Raw genomic sequence first — 15,899 nt, forward strand, 5'->3', positions numbered from 1 at the left:
TCAAGTACCGACCCATGTCTGGCGCGAGGGTGAAAACCTCATCCAGATCAAGGTGGTGAGTGGCTATGTCAGCCGCAATGGCCTGGCGCCCATCACCGTGGGGCCCTTGTCGCAACTGGAAGAGCCCTACAAGCTGCGCACCATGGCGCAGGTGGACGGCACCTACTTTGCCAACATCGCCATGCTGGCGCTGGGGGCCTTCATGGTCATCGTGTGGTGGCGGGACCCCGATCTGGGCGCCATTGGCTTTCAAGGCGCAGCGGCCATGCTCTGGAGCCTGGGTAACGCTGCCTGGGTGGCCTCACGGGCCTTCTTGCCTGCCGCCATCTGGGAGCGGGGGGCCTTCATCACCATGGTCTGGTCGGCCTTGTTGATGAGCCTGTTCTTCCGGCGGTTTGCCGGGCGCCGGTCGCGGCGTTTCGAGGCGTTCGTGCTGGCCTTGATCGCTGCAACGCCGGTGTGGACCTATTTTGAGTTCACGGTTGAAGGTTGCGCGCGTGCCTTTTGTCTGGTGTACACCGTCTTCATGGTCTGCATGGTGCAGTCGATCTACTGGCTGATTCGCCATCGCCGGCGTGACCGGGAGTGGTTCCTGGGTGGCTGTGCCTTGCTGATCCCGGCTGCGGCCCATGACCTGGCCTTCCAGGTCAACTTGCTGCCGTTTGACACGATCTACCTGCTGCCCTACATCAGCCCCGTCATGATGAGTTGCATCTTCTATGTGCTGGCCGGTGATTACGGCCGATCGCGGCGCGCGCTCAATCGCCTCAATGGCAGTCTGGCGGACACCCTGGCCCAACGAGAGGTGGCGTTACGTGAAAGCTTCGAGCGTCTGGCACAACTGGAGCGGGCGCAGGCGGTGTCTGCCGAACGCAGTCGCATCCTGCAGGACATGCACGATGGTGTCGGGGCGCACCTGACCTCCGCGCTGCGTCAATTGCAATCGCCACCAGGTCACCCCGTGGACCTGAACCTGGTCACCCAGACCCTGCGAGACTCGCTGGATCAGCTCAAGCTGTCGATCGACGCCTTGTCGCTCCCGCCCGGTGACGTCGTGGGCCTGCTGGCCAGCCTGCGCTTTCGGATCACGCCGCGGCTCAAGGCGGCAGGGCTGGAGCTGGTGTGGGATGTGAGCGATCTGCCGCCGTGGCCACAAGGGCATGCGCCGGCCTTGCGGCAACTGCAGTACATCCTGTTCGAGGGCTTGTCCAATGTCCTGCAGCACTCGGGTGCCACGCGCCTGACCCTGTGCGCCAGGAATGAGGGCGATCACCTGCAGGTCAGCCTGATCGACAACGGCCGAGGCTGGAGCCGCGAAGGTGAAGGGCAGGGCCTGCAGACCATGCGCGGCAGGGCCAGCGTGATCGGCGCCCGCATTGAATTTCTCACAACACCGCAAGGTGGTGCCGAACTGCGTGTGATCCTGCCCATGCAGCGCGACCAGCACCTTGATTTATCCTCCGCAGCATGAGCTCATTGGCAACACACGAAGTCTGGCGCGTGGTGCTGGTTGAAGACAACCAGGCTACCCGCACCTTTCTGGAATCCTGCGTGAGGGGGCACCCTCAACTGCAGCTCGCGGCATCGTTCGGTACCCTGGCACCGGCGCGCGCCTGGTTCGAGCAGGAAACGGCCGACCTGCTGCTGGTCGATCTGGGTTTGCCTGACGGCAGCGGGCTGGATCTGCTGAGAGACGTGCGCCAGCACTGGCCGCAATGCGACATGCTGGTGGTGTCGATGTTTGGCGACGAGGCCAATGTGCTGGCCAGCATCGAGGCCGGGGCGGTGGGCTATGTGCACAAGGACGACGAGGCCGCGGACATCGCCGAAACCTTGCTGGCAGTCAAGCGTGGCGCCTCGCCGATTTCACCGATGATCGCCCGGCATCTCTTGCGTCGCATGCAGCCAGCGATGTCGCAAGTGATGCCTGTCGTGACCAGTGCACCCGCAGTGAGTCAGATGAAGCCGCCTGCCTTGAGTGCATCGCTGCCGCAAGCCGACGCGCAAGCGGCCATCGTGCTCAGCCGGCGCGAGCAGGAGGTGCTGGAGTTCATCGCGCGGGGTTTTTCATATGCAGAGATCGCGCGCGAGCAAGGCATTACCGTGCACACCGTGCAGACCTATATCAAGAAGCTGTACGGCAAGCTGGCCGTGCATTCGCGCAGCGAGGCCGTGTTTGAGGCCAATCGCCTGGGGCTGCTCAACAGCTTTGGCGCACAGTTCAGGGCGACAGGGCCAGGAGCGCTTTGATCAGGCCTGCGCCTGCAGCCTGGCTTCCAGCGCGTCGATGAAGCGCTTGGCCACGTCCCAGCCCGTTTGCTGCGTGATCTCCTGAAAGCAGGTCGGGCTGGTCACGTTGATCTCGGTGAGCTGCTCGCCAATGATGTCCAGGCCCACCAGCAGCAGGCCGCGTGCCGCCAGGATGGGCCCCAGATGGCGGGCGATGGCCCAGTCAGATTCGCTCAAAGGTTGGGCGACGCCTTTGCCCCCTGCCGCCAGGTTGCCACGCACTTCACCACCTTGCGGGATGCGGGCCAGTGCGTATGGCACGGGCTCTCCGTCGATCAGCAGCACGCGCTTGTCACCTTGGGCAATGGCCGGCAGGAACTTCTGCACCATGATGGTTTGCTGTCCGTCATGGGTCAGGGTTTCGGCGATGCTGCCCAGGTTCAGGCCGTCTTCCTTGACACGGAAGATGCCCATGCCACCCATGCCGTCCAGCGGCTTGAGGATGATGTCCTGGTGCGCGGCGTGGAAGGCCCTGACGGCCTCGATGCTGCGCGTCACCAAGGTGGGCGCGATGTACAGCGGGAACTCGAGGATCGCCAGCTTTTCAGGGTGCTCGCGCAGGGCCTGCGGTTTGTTGAACACCCTGGCCCCTTCGCGCTCGGCCTGGGTCAGCAGGTGGGTGGTGTAGATGTACTCGGCATCGAAGGGGGGGTCCTTGCGCATCAGGACGGCGTCCATGCTGGCCAGCACGACCTCAGCCGATTCCTGTTCGATGAACCAGTCGTGTTCGTCGCCCGTCAGTGTGATGCGACGTGACTGTGTCTGCACCTGCCCACCGCGCTGCCAGACGATGTCCTGCTGCTCGCAGGCCCAGAGTTCGTGCCCGCGCGAGGCGGCCTCTCGCATCATCGCGAAGGTGCTGTCCTTGTAGGTCTTGAAGGTGTGCAGCGGGTCGGCAACGAAGAGGAGCTTCATGGTGTGTCGATGTCCTGGTCTGGGCGAGTATGGAAGTTTTCCACGAACAGCGTCAGCGTGCCGGCCACCAGGCCCCAGAAGGCCGAGCCTACGCCCAATAGTGTCACGCCCGACAGCGTGACCAGAAACGTGATAAGCGCGGCTTCGCGGAAGCGGTCTTCACGCAACGACGCAGCCAGGCCGCTGGCGATGGTGCCCAGCAAGGCCATGCCAGCCACGCCCATGATCAGCGCCGCAGGGAAGGCGTTGAGCAGGCCCGCCACAGCCCCGCCCAGCACGCCCATGGCAATGTAGAACACCCCGGCCATCACGGCCGCTGTGTAGCGCCTGGCCTTGTCGGCATGCGCATGCGGGCTCAGCACGATGGCGGCCGTGATGGCGGCCAGGTTGAAGGTGTAGCCGCCAAATGGCGCCAGCACGATGGTGGCCACACCAGACCAGCTCATCAAGGGCGACACGGGCGCGGCATAGCCCGACACGCGAATGGCCGATACGCCCGGCACGGCCTGAGAAGCCATGGTCACGATGAACAGCGGCAGACCCATGCCGATCACCGCATGCCAGGACCACTGCGGCGTCACCCATACAGGCCTTGCCCAATCCAGCTTGAGTTCATGCGTGTTGAGCAGGCCTTGCGATGCTGCCACGACGGTGCCCACGATCAGCACACCCAGCACCGCATAACGGGGCCACCAGCGCTTGCCCACCAGATAGGTCAGCAACATGGTCACGACCAGGCCCGGATGCGTGCTGCCACCTGCAAAGGCCATCAGCGCAAATTTGGCCAGGATGCCAGCCAGCAGTGCCGAGGCCAGTGCAACGGGGATGCGGTCCATGATGCGCTCGAACCAGCGCGTCACACCACACAGCAGCATCAACAGCCCACAGACCAGGAACGCACCCGTGGCTTCGCCCAGGGAGACACCGCTGGCGGCGCTGGCGATCACGGCCGCGCCCGGTGTGGACCAGGTGATGAGAATGGGCGCGCGCTGCCACAGCGACAGGCCGATCGTGGTGACGCCCATGCCGATGCCCAGCGCCAGCACCCAGGAGCTGACCTGCTCGGGTGTCGCGCCCAGCGAACGCGCGGCGTGGAAGATCAGGGCGATGGTGCTGGTGAAGCCCACCAGCGTGGCCACGAACCCTGCCGACACGGCTGCGGGAGACAGATCCCGCAGCACGTGGGGGCTGGGCGAGGTGTGTGCGTTCAGATCTCGACCTTGGAGCCGAGCTCGACCACGCGGTTGGTCGGCAGGCTCAGGAAGTCGGCGGCACCTGCGGCATTGCGGTGCATACCGGCAAACAGTTTTTCGCGCCATGGCGCCATGCCGCTGCCGATGGTCGGGATCACGATGTCACGGGACAGGAAGTAGCTGGTCTCCATGTCATCGATGATCACGCCATGTTCCTTGAGATGTTTGAGCGCCGCCGGTACGTCGGGCTCGTTCTTGAAGCCGAGGTGGAGCATCACCTGCCAGCAGTCATTGCCCAGGGATTCGATTTCGAGCTGTTCGCTTTGCTTGATCCAGGGCACTTCATGCGATTTGACCGTGACAAACAGGTTTTGCTGATGCAAGACCTTGTTGTGCTTGAGGTTGTGCAGCAAGGCGTTGGGCGTGGTGCCCGCATCGGCATTGAGGAACACCGCAGTGCCACTCACCCGCAGCGGTGGGCTGGAGAACACGGCCTCCAGGAAGGGGTGCAGATCAATGGCATCAGAGCGCAGACGTTCGCTGAGCAAGGCCCGGCCTTCCTTCCAGGTCATCATCAGGCCGAACATGATGAAGCCGATCAGCAAGGGGAACCAGCCGCCATCCACCACCTTGATCACGTTGGCACTGAAATAGGCCAGGTCGATCAACAAGAAGAAGCCGGTTGCGAAAATGCACAGTGGCAAGGACAGCTTCCAGGCGAAGCGGATCACGAAGAAGGTCATCACGGTGGTGATCAGCATGTCGATGGTCACGGTGATGCCGTAAGCCGCCGCCAGCTTGCCACTGGAGCCAAAGAAGATCACCGCCATCACGATGCAGCCATACAAGGCCCAGTTCACGAAGGGGATGTAGATCTGGCCTGTTTCGTTCTCCGAGGTGTGCAGGATGCGCAGTCGGGGCAGGTAACCCAGCTGGATCACCTGTTTGGTGACCGAGAAGGCAGCAGAGATCAAGGCTTGCGACGCGATCACCGTGGCACAGGTGGCCAGGCCGACCAGCGGGTACAGTGCCCATTGCGGCGCCATTTCGAAGAAAGGGTTCTCGACGTTCTCGGGGTGCTCAAGCAGCATGGCGCCCTGACCGAAGTAGTTCAGGACCAGTGAAGGCATCACCAGGCCGAACCAGGCCAGGCGTATCGGCTGCTTGCCGAAGTGGCCCATGTCGGCATACAGGGCTTCTGCACCCGTGGCACACAGGATCACCGCGCCGAGCGCCACGAAGGCCAGGTGCGTGTGGTTGTAGATGAAGCTCAAGGCGTAGTGCGGGCTCATGGCGGCCAGCACGGCCGGGTTTTCTGCAATGTGCTGCACGCCCATGACGGCCAACACGGCGAACCACAACATGGTGATCGGGCCGAAGAACTTGCCAATGCCACCTGTGCCGTGTTTTTGCACCATGAACAGCAGGGTGAGCACCACCAGCGTGACCGGCACGACGGCTTTTTCAAGACCAGGCGCAGCGACTTCCATACCCTCGACGGCCGAGAGCACCGAGATCGCTGGCGTGATGACGCCATCACCAAAGAAGATCGCCGTGCCGAAAATGCCGATGGCCAGCAGGCGCCCCCGCAGGGCGGGCCGGTCCTTCACGGCGGTGGACGCCAGGGCCAGCATGGCAATCAGACCACCTTCGCCGTTGTTGTCTGCGCGCAGGATCAGCGTCACGTACTTGAGCGTGACCACCACGGTCAGCGTCCAGAACATCATGGACAGGATGCCGTAGATGTTTTCTGGCGTCAGTGGCAGGTGCCCGTGAGCGAAAACTTCCTTGAGTGCGTACAGCGGGCTGGTGCCGATGTCGCCATAGACGATGCCGATGGCGCCCACTGTGAGAGCGGCCAGCTGGGAACCGCTGAGCTTGTCTTTGGAACTGTGTTGCACGGAAAATGAGCGCGAATCAACAGAACGCTCATTTTGCCCCTGTTCCAGTCATTTTTGCTGCGGCGCAATAGCCTCAGCGTGAAGCCTGTGGCGCCCAGGCTCTTGCGTCAACTGTAGATTTCGGCGTTGGGATCCGTGGCTTCCAGCTCGTAACTGGCCGCCAGCATGGCCAGCCGTCCGATAACCCCATACATATAGAAGCGGTTTGGCGCGCTGATACCGGGCTTCACGCCTGGGCGGGGCAGTTGTGTGGGTTCTGCAAACGCCAGGGGCACGAAGCTGGATCCCGGCGCGTTGAGGTTCTCGTCGATGCCGCGATCGGCGTGCACGCGGTAGAAACCGCCCACCACATAGCGGTCGATCATGTAGACGACCGGTTCGGCCACCGCATCGTTGATCTGCTCGTAGGTGGGCACGCCCTCCTGGATGATGACCCGGCTGACTTCCTGTCCGTCCTTGACCACCGACATCTTGTTGCGCGTGCGACGGTTGAGATCGACGATTTCCTTGGCGTCGCGCACGGTCATGATGCCCATGCCGTAGGTGCCGTTGTCGGCCTTGACGATGACGAAGGGCTTTTCGTTGATGCCGTATTCCTTGTACTTGCGGCGGATCTTGTTGAGCAGGGCATCCACCTGGGATTGCAGGCATTCAGAGCCTGTACCTTCCTGGAAGTTGACCTCGTCACACACCGAGTACATCGGGTTGATGAGCCAGGGGTCCATGCCCAGCAACTTGGCGAACTTCTTGGCCACTTCTTCATAAGCCTCGAAGTGCTGGCTCTTGCGGCGCACGGCCCAGCCAGCATGCAGTGGTGGCAGCAGGTATTGCTCGTGCAGGTCCTTCAGCACATCCGGGATGCCGGCCGACAGGTCGTTGTTGAGCAGGATCGTGCAGGGGTCGAAGTGCTTGAGGCCCAGGCGACGCTTGGTGCGCACCAGCGGCTCCAGCGTCAGGGTCGAGCCATCCGCCAGGGTCAGTTCGGTGGGCTCGGTGATGGATTCGTCGAGCGACCCCAGCCTGACGTTCAGGCCAGCGGTCGTGAAGATCTGGATCAGGCGCTGGACGTTGGACAGGTAAAAGGTGTTGCGCGTGTGCTTCTCGGGAATGAGCAGCAGGTTTTTGGCCTCGGGGCAGATCTTTTCGATCGCGGCCATGGCGGCCTGCACGGCCAGCGGCAGCATCTCGGGCGTCAGGTTGTTGAAGCCGCCTGGATACAGGTTGGTGTCAACCGGGGCGAGTTTGAACCCCGCATTGCGCAAATCCACCGAGGTATAGAAGGGGGGCGTGTGCTCCATCCATTCGAGTCGGAACCAGCGTTCGATGGCGGGCATGGACTCGAGCATGCGCTGCTCCAGTTCATTGATGGGGCCGGTCAGCGCGGTGATCAGGTGGGGGACCATGTTGGAGCGGTGGGTGTTGTGGGGAGTCTGGGCGGAATCGTAGCAAGTTCGGGGCGGTTGCGCTTTTATTCAAGTGGCAAGTTTGTTTGCGCAGGATTTTCAGGTGCGCCCTGTGCAACGCCCCGGAAATCATGGCAGTACAAAAAGAAAAAAGGCTGCCCGAGGGCAGCCTTTGTCGGCTTGGTCTGAAGCAGCCCGGTCGAGCCGCTTCAGCCACTCATCACTTGTGATAAGCCGTTTCGCCGTGCGAGGTGATGTCCAGACCTTCGCGCTCTTCCTCTTCAGGAACACGCAGGCCGATCACCAGGTCGACGATCTTGTAGGCGATCAGGGAGACCACTGCCGACCACACGATGGTCAGACCAACGGCCTTGGCCTGAGTCAGCACCTGGGCGCCGATCGAGTAGTCGCCAGGGGCGATCATCGCGACAGTCGTCCAGTCAGCCACGGCGCTGGGGCCACCCAGGTTGGGCGAGTTGAACACGCCAGTCACCAGGGCACCGAAGATACCGCCGACGCCGTGCACGCCGAACACGTCCAGGGAGTCGTCTGCACCCAGCAGCTTCTTCAGACCTGTCACGCCCCACAGGCAGATCAGGCCAGCCAGCAGGCCGATGATCACGGCACCGCCGATACCGACGTTACCGGCAGCAGGCGTGATGGCAACCAGGCCAGCGACAGCACCCGAAGCAGCGCCCAGCATCGAAGCCTTGCCCTTGAGCAGGCCTTCACCCAGGCACCAGCCCAGCACGGCGGCTGCGGTGGCGACGAAGGTGTTGATGAAGGCCAGAGCGGCGAAACCGTTGGCTTCCAGAGCGGAGCCGGCGTTGAAACCGAACCAGCCCACCCACAGCAGCGAGGCACCAACCATGGTCAGCGTCAGCGAGTGAGGGGTAAAGGATTCCTTGCCGTAGCCGATGCGCTTGCCGACCATGTAGGCACCCACCAGGCCAGCGACAGCGGCGTTGATGTGCACCACGGTACCGCCGGCGAAGTCCAGCGCGCCCCATTGCCAGATCAGGCCGGCCTTGCCGTTCATGGCATCGACCACATCCTTGGAGGCATAAGCGTCAGGGCCCATCCAGAACCAGACCATGTGCGCGATCGGAGCGTAGCTGAAGGTGAACCACAGCACCATGAACAGCAGCACGGCCGAGAACTTGATGCGTTCTGCGAAGGCACCGACGATCAGGCAGCAGGTGATGCCGGCGAAGGTGGCCTGGAAGGCAGCAAACACGATCTCGGGGATGTAGACGCCCTTGCTGAAGGTTGCAGCGTTCGCGAACGTGCCAGCGGCGTTGTCCCAGATGCCCTTCATGAACAGGCGGTCCAGACCACCGACGAAGGCGTTACCTTCGGTGAAAGCCAGGCTGTAGCCGTAAACGAACCACAGCACCACGATCAGCGAGAAGGTGACCATGACCTGCATCAGGACGGACAGCATGTTCTTGCTTCGCACCAGGCCGCCGTAGAACAGGGCCAGGCCGGGAACTGTCATGAGGATCACCAGCAGGGTGGAGACCATCATCCAGGTGGTGTCACCCTTGTTGGGAACGGGTGCAGGGGCCGCGGCAGCGGGAGCTGCTTCGGATGCCGCTGGGGCTGCGGCGGGAGCTGCATCGGGCGCCGATGCAGGTGCGGTGGCTTCAGCGGCAGCCGAAGCGGCGACGGGCGCGGACGCAGCGGCGTCCTGGGCGTGCGAAACGCCCAGTAGACCGAAGGCGGCCAGCCCCAGCGCGATGGACGCAATGAGCTTTCTCATGAATTGCCTCTTGGATACGAGAGATAGGTGAGCTACAGCACGCACACCTATCAGGTGTGTGGGCCACAAAAGGGAAGTGGGGTCAGGCGTGAAGCGCGAGGATCAGAGCGCGTCCTTGCCGGTTTCACCGGTACGGATGCGGACGACCTGCTCGATCGGGGTCACGAAGATCTTGCCGTCGCCGATCTTGCCGGTGCGGGCAGACGACTCGATGGCTTCGATCACGCGGTCGAGGATGGACTCGTCGACAGCCGCTTCGATCTTCACTTTGGGCAGGAAGTCGACCACGTATTCCGCGCCACGATACAGCTCGGTGTGGCCCTTCTGGCGGCCGAAGCCTTTGACTTCGGTCACGGTGATGCCTTGGACGCCGATGGCAGACAAGGCCTCACGCACTTCATCAAGCTTGAAGGGCTTGACGATGGCGGTCACCATTTTCATGGTTGGTTCTCCGGTGAGGTTGGCAAAAATTCAGACAAGGCCATGTCTGCATGATCTGTGCCAGCGCGCCAAATCGGTGAGCAGCCCGAGAGCTCTCATGGCGGATGCACCGACTTGGCGGTTGTCACGATCTGGCGCACGAACCTTGTGCGCCACCGTGCTTTTATCACGGTGGCAGCTTTTGATTGCACCTTATTGGTGCCAGCTGGCGCGAGCTGACTACAGCAAGGCGCCCATTGGTGGGGCCCTTTCGGGGGGCGCGTGACTTTTCATGTAGCGGCAAAATCTGCCGCGTCCCCGAAATGAAGCATTTCCTACATGTCATTGGCCATCGTTCACAGCCGCGCCCTGGATGGGCTCAAGGCACCAGAAGTCACCGTGGAAGTTCACCTGGCCAATGGCCTGCCGTCTTTCACACTGGTGGGCCTGGCCGATACCGAGGTCAAAGAGGCGCGCGAGCGGGTTCGGGCGGCACTGAGCAATGCGGGGCTGGAGTTTCCGTTCAACAAGCGCGTGACGGTCAACCTGGCGCCTGCGGACCTGCCCAAGGAGTCCGGGCGATTTGATCTGCCCATCGCGTTGGGCATTCTTGCGGCGATGGGGCACCTGGATGGCGCACGATTGGCGGAGCTGGAGTTCGCGGGTGAGTTGTCGCTGGGGGGGGAGTTGCGCCCGGTGCGCGGTGCATTGCCCATGGCTCTGGCATTGCGGCGAGGTGCAAACGGGCCGCGGCAGCGCGGACTGGTGCTGCCTCAGGTCAGTGCCCAGGAGGCGGCGCTGGTCGATGGTGTGCGCCTCTATGGTGCCGCGCACTTGCTGGAGGTGGTGGCGGCTTTGCGTCCGGCGGATCAGGGGGCGGGTGGCGAGCTGATCCGAGCCCGTGCGGCTGAGCCACCCTTGAGCGCCCTGTCTGCGCCAGATCTGCGAGACGTCAAAGGCCAGTCTGCCGCCAAGCGGGCGTTGGAGGTGGCGGCTGCTGGCGGGCATTCGCTGATGATGGTGGGGCCACCCGGTACGGGCAAATCCATGCTGGCCCAGCGCTTTGCGGGGCTGTTGCCGCTCCTGAACGACGATGAGGCGCTGGAGTCTGCGGCCGTGCTGAGTCTGGCCGGGTGTTTTGACGCCGGGCGCTGGCGGCACCGCCTGATGCGCAGTCCACATCACACGGCGTCTTCTGTGGCGCTGGTGGGCGGCGGCTCGCCGCCTCGCCCGGGCGAAATTTCGCTGGCGCACCATGGCATTCTTTTTCTTGACGAGCTGCCCGAATTTCCGCGTGCGGCGCTGGAGGCCCTGCGCGAACCGCTGGAGACGGGGCACATCACCATAGCCCGTGCTGCCCGGCGTCACGATTTTCCGGCGCGCTTCCAGTTGATCGCAGCCATGAACCCCTGCCCGTGCGGGCACTTCGGCAATCCGCTCAAGGCCTGTCGATGCACGCCTGATCAGGTCGCTCGCTATCAGTCTCGCCTCAGCGGGCCCTTGCTGGACCGCATCGATGTGCAGATCGAGGTGCCTGCCGTCCCACCAGATGTCCTGGCCGCTTGCCCTGATGGCGAGTCGAGCTCGGATGTCGCGGCACGCGTGTTGGCCGCGCGCGAGCGGCAGCGTGCCAGGCAAGGCGTGCTCAACGCGGATCTGTCGGGCGGCTTGCTCGAAGCGCACCTGCGGGCCGAGGCCGCGGCATCCGTTTTCCTGCAGAGCGCTTGTACGCGCCTGGGCTGGTCGGGCCGTGCTTTTCACCGGGTGCTCAAACTGGCACGCACGATCGCAGATCTGTCCGGTGCGGAGTCGATCAAGCAGGCGCACATGGCCGAGGCCATTCAGTACAGACGGGTTTTGCAACAGGTATGAGATGGCGCAAGTGGTGCGACGGTTGGCAGGGGCACAGGAGGGCTAGACTCTCGCCACCACTGCTGCAGGAGTACCCCACATGAAACAGAATCCATCCTTTCCCGCCCTGGTCCGCGTCGGTGTGACGGCGCTGGCCCTGCTTTCTGCTTGCACTGTCTCGCAGGCTGCGGACAAGCCAGGTGCCACCAAGGCGACGAAGGTCGAAGCCAGTGCCGAAGCGCCATTGGTGAAAGTGTCGGATGCCTGGATACGCGCTACCGTCAAGGGCCAAAGCGGTACGGGTGGCTTCATGAACCTGATGGCCTCACAGGCCTTGACGCTGACGGGTTTCAACACCAGCGTGGCAGCCGACAGTGAACTGCACGAGATGCTCATGGATGGCGGCGTGATGCGCATGCATGCTGTGTCATCGCTGCCTTTGCCCGCCGGCCAGACTGTCAGCCTGCGTCCTGGCATGGGCGGCCATCATCTGATGCTGATGGACCTCAAGCAGCAACTCAAGGAGGGTGACGAGGTGACCGTGACCCTGTTGCTGCGTACCGCTGATGGCAAGACCATCAAGCAGGATGTCAAGGTGCCGGTCAAAAGTGGCTCGATGACCATGGCCCCCTCAATGGGTGCTTCTGGCGCTGGCCCTCATCACAAGATGATGCATGGTGGCATGCACCAGTAAGCACTGCGCTTACTGGTCTTCCAGCCGCCGGGGTGGGTAGGTGTCCCAACCCTGGCAGCCAGGGCACTGCCAGAAGTAGTGCTGGCTCTCGAAACCACAGGCCGCGCAACGGTAGCGTTGCAGAGGCTTCGCGGCCGTGGCCAGAGCCTGCTGCATGAGTTCGATTTCCGGCTCATCCAGTGGCACATGCGTGATCAGGCGTTCGCGGATGAGGCCTTGCGCGGCCGACAGTGAGGGCTGTGTGCGGATGTGGGCCATCAGCGCCTGGCGACGGGCTTGCGGATCGGCCTGCAAGCTGTTGAGCGCGTTGAGCACGTCGACAGACGGCACCTGGGCGTACAGTCCTTGCAGCTTGTCCAGCGCCACGCTGTCTTCGCCGCAGGCCTGCGCACATTTCGCGTAGTCCATGGCAATCAGCGAGAAGGCCTGAGGCTGCATCACCATCAGGTCGTCCCATACGCGCAGGGCCTTGTCGTGCTGGCCCTGGCGAGCCAGTCGCTGGCCTTGCATGACCAGTGGGCGTGCCGCCTGGGGTGCTGCTTCTCGGGCGCGCTGCAAGGCCTGTTCGGCCTCTTCGGCGCGGCCGCGTGCGTCGGCCTCGTGGGCGACCTCGCACCAGTGGTGTGCCATGCGTTGCGAGAACGAGCCCGTGCCAGCCGCTTCCAGCTGCCGCGCCACGTCGATGGCCGGGTGCCAGTTGCGGGAGCGTTCGTGCAGCGACAGGAGTGCCAGGCGCGCATCGGTCGAGAAGGCGGTGCCCTCCAGGGCCTTGAACGCTTCTTCTGCGCGGTCGAACAGGCCTGCTTTCATGAAGTCATGCGCCAGCGCATGTTGGGCACGTTCGCGTTCGTCTCGCTTCAGATCGGCCCTGGCCAGCAGGTGCTGGTGCACGCGGATGGCGCGCTCGTATTCGCCGCGACGGCGAAACAGGTTGCCCAGTGCAAAGTGCAGATCCGACGTGTCGGGATCGTGCTGAACGGCTTCGATGAAGGCGTCGATGGCCTTGTCCTGCTGTTCATTGAGCAGCAGATTCAGGCCCTTGAAGTAGGCCTGGGGTGAGGCGCGGTCTTCTCGCTTGAGTTGCCTCAGGTCCAGGCGCGATGCCGTCCATCCCAGCAGGAAGACAAAGGGGAAGGCCAGCAGCAGCCAGTAGAGGTCAAATTCCATGAGCGATGAGGGCTAGGCCTGTGGGGCGCCGATGAGGTGGCCGATCACTTGGCCGGTTTGCGCGGCGCGGGCATGTCTGGTGGGAAAGGCAGTTCGGCAGGCAGCGTGGGGGGGCCGGAGCGCGTGCTGGGGCCATTGTCGAAAGGGCTGGGTGTGGTGGTCTGCTTGCTGTTGACCACGGGTTCTGGCAGCAGCAAGGCGCGGTTGCGTGCATCACGGCGATGGCGCCACCAGCTGGGCAGCATGGCCAGCACACCTGTGACGCAACCCAGTGCAAACACGCCCAGCACCACGAAGACCATCGGAGCCTGCCAGCTGTAGCCCAGGAACCACTTGAGCTCCACCAGATGCTGGTTGTTCAGCGCGAACGCGAACAGGACGAAGAACAGCAGGCCGCGCCACAACCAGTTCAGTGCTCGCATGAGGGTGTTCAGCTCTTGAGTGTGTCTTGTTGGGTGAGAGTATCCACCTTATCCACGCCTTCGCGCAGGGCCTTGCCTGGTTTGAAGTGCGGCACCAGCTTCTCGGGGATCAGCACCTGTTCGCCCGAGCGTGGGTTGCGGCCCATGCGGGGTGGTCGGCGGTTGATCGAAAAGCTGCCAAAACCGCGGATTTCGATGCGGTGGCCCTTGGCTAGCGCCTCGGACATCGCGTCCAGGATGGTCTTGACGGCGAATTCGGCGTCACGCTGGGTGAGCTGACCAAAGCGCTCGGCCAGTCTGGCCACGAGATCGGAACGGGTCATAGGGGGACGGCGGAAAATCTAGGGCTGTGATGAGCATCAGCAAAAAGCCCCTTCAACCTGGCAGGACCAGGGATCCAGGGCTTTCAACACCGTGAGGTGCTGCCACGCTCATCACAACCCCCGAAGAACCAGGCCGAAGCCTGGTCGACGGGCGTTGCGTGAGAACAGACGGGATCAACCGTTGTTCTGGTCCAGCTTGGCCTTCAGCAGGGCGCCCAGGCTGGTGGTGCCGGCGCCTTCCTTGGTGGTTTCGCTGCGCAGGGACTGCATGGCTTCTTGCTGCTCGACGTTGTCCTTGGCCTTGATCGACAGTTGGATCGAACGGGTCTTGCGGTCCACGTTGATGATCAGGGCGGTGACTTCGTCGCCTTCCTTCAGCACGTTGCGAGCGTCTTCAACGCGGTCACGGCTGATTTCCGAAGCGCGCAGGTAGCCGATGATGTCGTCACCCAGGGTGATTTCGGCACCCTTGGCATCCACGGTCTTGACGGTGCCGGTGACGGTGGCGCCACGGTCGTTCAGGGTCGTGAAGTTGGTGAAGGGGTCGCTGTCCAGCTGCTTGATGCCCAGGCTGATGCGCTCACGCTCGACGTCGATGGCCAGAACGATGGCTTCAACTTCCTGGCCCTTCTTGTAGTTGCGCACGGCGGCTTCGCCAGGCTCGTTCCAGGACAGGTCGGACAGGTGCACCAGGCCGTCGATACCAGCGGCCAGACCAACGAACACGCCGAAGTCGGTGATCGACTTGACGGGGCCCTTGACCTTGTCGCCACGGTTGAAGTTCTGAGCGAAGTCGTCCCATGGGTTCGGCTTGCACTGCTTCATGCCCAGGGAGATGCGACGCTTGTCTTCGTCGATTTCCAGAACCATGACTTCCACTTCGTCGCCCAGGTTGACGATCTTGTTGGGAGCGATGTTCTTGTTGGTCCAGTCCATTTCGGAGACGTGCACCAGGCCTTCGATGCCGGGTTCGATCTCAACGAATGCACCGTAGTCAGCAATGTTGGTGACCTTGCCGAACAGACGGGTGCCGGCAGGGTAACGGCGAGCAACGCCAACCCATGGATCGTCGCCCATTTGCTTCAGACCCAGCGAGACGCGGTTCTTCTCGGCGTCGAACTTCAGGACCTTGGCGGTCAGTTCCTGACCAACCGTCACCACTTCGGAAGGGTGACGGACACGGCGCCATGCCATGTCGGTGATGTGCAGCAGGCCGTCGATACCGCCCAGGTCCACGAAGGCACCGTATTCGGTGATGTTCTTGACCACGCCTTGAACGATGGCGCCTTCGCGCAGCGTTTCCATCAGCTTGGCGCGCTCTTCACCCATCGAAGCTTCAACCACAGCACGGCGCGACAGCACGACGTTGTTGCGCTTGCGGTCCAGCTTGATGACCTTGAATTCCATGGTCTTGCCTTCGAACGGCGACATGTCCTTGACAGGGCGCGTATCGAGCAGCGAACCAGGCAGGAAGGCACGGATGCCGTTGACCAGAACGGTCAGGCCGCCCTTGACCTTGCCATTGACGGTACCGGTCACGAAGTCGCCAGACTCCAGTG

The 15,899-nt window shown here is 62.9% G+C and carries 14 protein-coding genes; 4 read left to right on the forward strand and 10 right to left on the reverse strand.

Annotation, left to right across the window (positions count from 1 at the left end; translation table 11 throughout):
* Positions 1–1,471, forward strand: a 1,471-nt coding sequence (locus VFW93_RS10765; RefSeq protein WP_329693998.1) for a sensor histidine kinase, incomplete at its 5' end; no start/stop codon positions are given.
* Positions 1,468–2,250, forward strand: a complete 783-nt coding sequence (locus tag VFW93_RS10770; RefSeq protein ID WP_329693999.1) for a response regulator transcription factor — start codon at positions 1,468–1,470, stop codon at positions 2,248–2,250. The genes VFW93_RS10765 and VFW93_RS10770, both read left to right, overlap by 4 nt.
* On the opposite strand, the gene gshB is transcribed toward VFW93_RS10770, so the two are convergent.
* The 6 genes from gshB to VFW93_RS10800 form a co-directional block, all read right to left on the reverse strand.
* On the reverse strand, positions 2,251–3,204 hold the full coding sequence (gene gshB, locus VFW93_RS10775) for a glutathione synthase (RefSeq protein WP_329694000.1): 954 nt from the start codon (positions 3,202–3,204) through the stop codon (positions 2,251–2,253).
* Positions 3,201–4,385 (reverse strand): benzoate/H(+) symporter BenE family transporter, encoded by a 1,185-nt coding sequence (locus VFW93_RS10780; RefSeq protein ID WP_329694001.1) that lies wholly within the window; start codon positions 4,383–4,385, stop codon positions 3,201–3,203. Before VFW93_RS10780 ends, gshB begins: the two co-directional genes overlap by 4 nt.
* A 26-nt stretch (positions 4,386–4,411) precedes the next feature.
* On the reverse strand, positions 4,412–6,298 hold the full coding sequence (locus VFW93_RS10785; protein ID WP_329694002.1) for a potassium transporter Kup: 1,887 nt from the start codon (positions 6,296–6,298) through the stop codon (positions 4,412–4,414).
* A 107-nt stretch (positions 6,299–6,405) separates the two neighbouring features.
* On the reverse strand, positions 6,406–7,701 hold the full coding sequence (gene gshA, locus VFW93_RS10790) for a glutamate--cysteine ligase (RefSeq protein WP_329694003.1): 1,296 nt from the start codon (positions 7,699–7,701) through the stop codon (positions 6,406–6,408).
* Positions 7,702–7,921: 220 nt separating this feature from the next.
* Positions 7,922–9,463 (reverse strand): ammonium transporter, encoded by a 1,542-nt coding sequence (locus VFW93_RS10795; RefSeq protein WP_329694004.1) that lies wholly within the window; start codon positions 9,461–9,463, stop codon positions 7,922–7,924.
* A gap of 102 nt (positions 9,464–9,565) precedes the next feature.
* Entirely contained in the window at positions 9,566–9,904 is a 339-nt protein-coding gene (locus VFW93_RS10800) for a P-II family nitrogen regulator (RefSeq protein ID WP_290643966.1), read from the reverse strand.
* A gap of 318 nt (positions 9,905–10,222) precedes the next feature.
* On the opposite strand from VFW93_RS10800, the gene VFW93_RS10805 reads away from it, so the two are divergent.
* Positions 10,223–11,755 carry a YifB family Mg chelatase-like AAA ATPase gene (locus VFW93_RS10805; protein ID WP_329694005.1) on the forward strand — a complete coding sequence of 511 codons (1,533 nt, stop codon included), beginning with the start codon at positions 10,223–10,225 and terminating at the stop codon, positions 11,753–11,755.
* Between the two features lie 79 nt (positions 11,756–11,834).
* Positions 11,835–12,428, forward strand: a complete 594-nt coding sequence (locus VFW93_RS10810) for a copper chaperone PCu(A)C (protein WP_329694006.1) — start codon at positions 11,835–11,837, stop codon at positions 12,426–12,428.
* Between the two features lie 9 nt (positions 12,429–12,437).
* Here the strand turns inward: VFW93_RS10810 and lapB are convergent, their stop codons facing one another.
* The 4 genes from lapB to rpsA form a co-directional block, all read right to left on the reverse strand.
* The gene (gene lapB / locus VFW93_RS10815; RefSeq protein ID WP_329694007.1) at positions 12,438–13,595 is read right to left on the reverse strand and encodes a lipopolysaccharide assembly protein LapB; all 1,158 of its coding nucleotides are present in this window, start codon (positions 13,593–13,595) and stop codon (positions 12,438–12,440) included.
* 44 nt (positions 13,596–13,639) lie between these two features.
* The gene (locus tag VFW93_RS10820) at positions 13,640–14,017 is read right to left on the reverse strand and encodes a LapA family protein (protein ID WP_329694008.1); all 378 of its coding nucleotides are present in this window, start codon (positions 14,015–14,017) and stop codon (positions 13,640–13,642) included.
* 8 nt (positions 14,018–14,025) lie between these two features.
* Positions 14,026–14,340, reverse strand: a complete 315-nt coding sequence (locus tag VFW93_RS10825) for an integration host factor subunit beta (protein ID WP_329694009.1) — start codon at positions 14,338–14,340, stop codon at positions 14,026–14,028.
* Positions 14,341–14,514: 174 nt separating this feature from the next.
* The coding region (gene rpsA / locus VFW93_RS10830) for a 30S ribosomal protein S1 (protein ID WP_329694010.1) at positions 14,515–15,899 on the reverse strand (1,385 nt) is incomplete at its 5' end.

Source organism: Aquabacterium sp. (genome assembly GCF_036279675.1).
GTDB lineage: Bacteria > Pseudomonadota > Gammaproteobacteria > Burkholderiales > Burkholderiaceae_C > Aquabacterium.

Bases quoted from the DNA above. Each gene is read 5' to 3' on its own strand.
- lapB (WP_329694007.1), bottom strand. From the start codon at position 13,595: ATGGAATTTGACCTCTACTGGCTGCTGCTGGCCTTCCCCTTTGTCTTC.
- VFW93_RS10800 (WP_290643966.1), bottom strand. From the start codon at position 9,904: ATGAAAATGGTGACCGCCATCGTCAAGCCCTTCAAGCTTGATGAAGTG.
- VFW93_RS10805 (WP_329694005.1), top strand. From the start codon at position 10,223: ATGTCATTGGCCATCGTTCACAGCCGCGCCCTGGATGGGCTCAAGGCA.
- VFW93_RS10770 (WP_329693999.1), top strand. From the start codon at position 1,468: ATGAGCTCATTGGCAACACACGAAGTCTGGCGCGTGGTGCTGGTTGAA.
- VFW93_RS10825 (WP_329694009.1), bottom strand. From the start codon at position 14,340: ATGACCCGTTCCGATCTCGTGGCCAGACTGGCCGAGCGCTTTGGTCAG.
- VFW93_RS10820 (WP_329694008.1), bottom strand. From the start codon at position 14,017: ATGCGAGCACTGAACTGGTTGTGGCGCGGCCTGCTGTTCTTCGTCCTG.
- VFW93_RS10810 (WP_329694006.1), top strand. From the start codon at position 11,835: ATGAAACAGAATCCATCCTTTCCCGCCCTGGTCCGCGTCGGTGTGACG.
- VFW93_RS10795 (WP_329694004.1), bottom strand. From the start codon at position 9,463: ATGAGAAAGCTCATTGCGTCCATCGCGCTGGGGCTGGCCGCCTTCGGT.
- gshA (WP_329694003.1), bottom strand. From the start codon at position 7,701: ATGGTCCCCCACCTGATCACCGCGCTGACCGGCCCCATCAATGAACTG.
- gshB (WP_329694000.1), bottom strand. From the start codon at position 3,204: ATGAAGCTCCTCTTCGTTGCCGACCCGCTGCACACCTTCAAGACCTAC.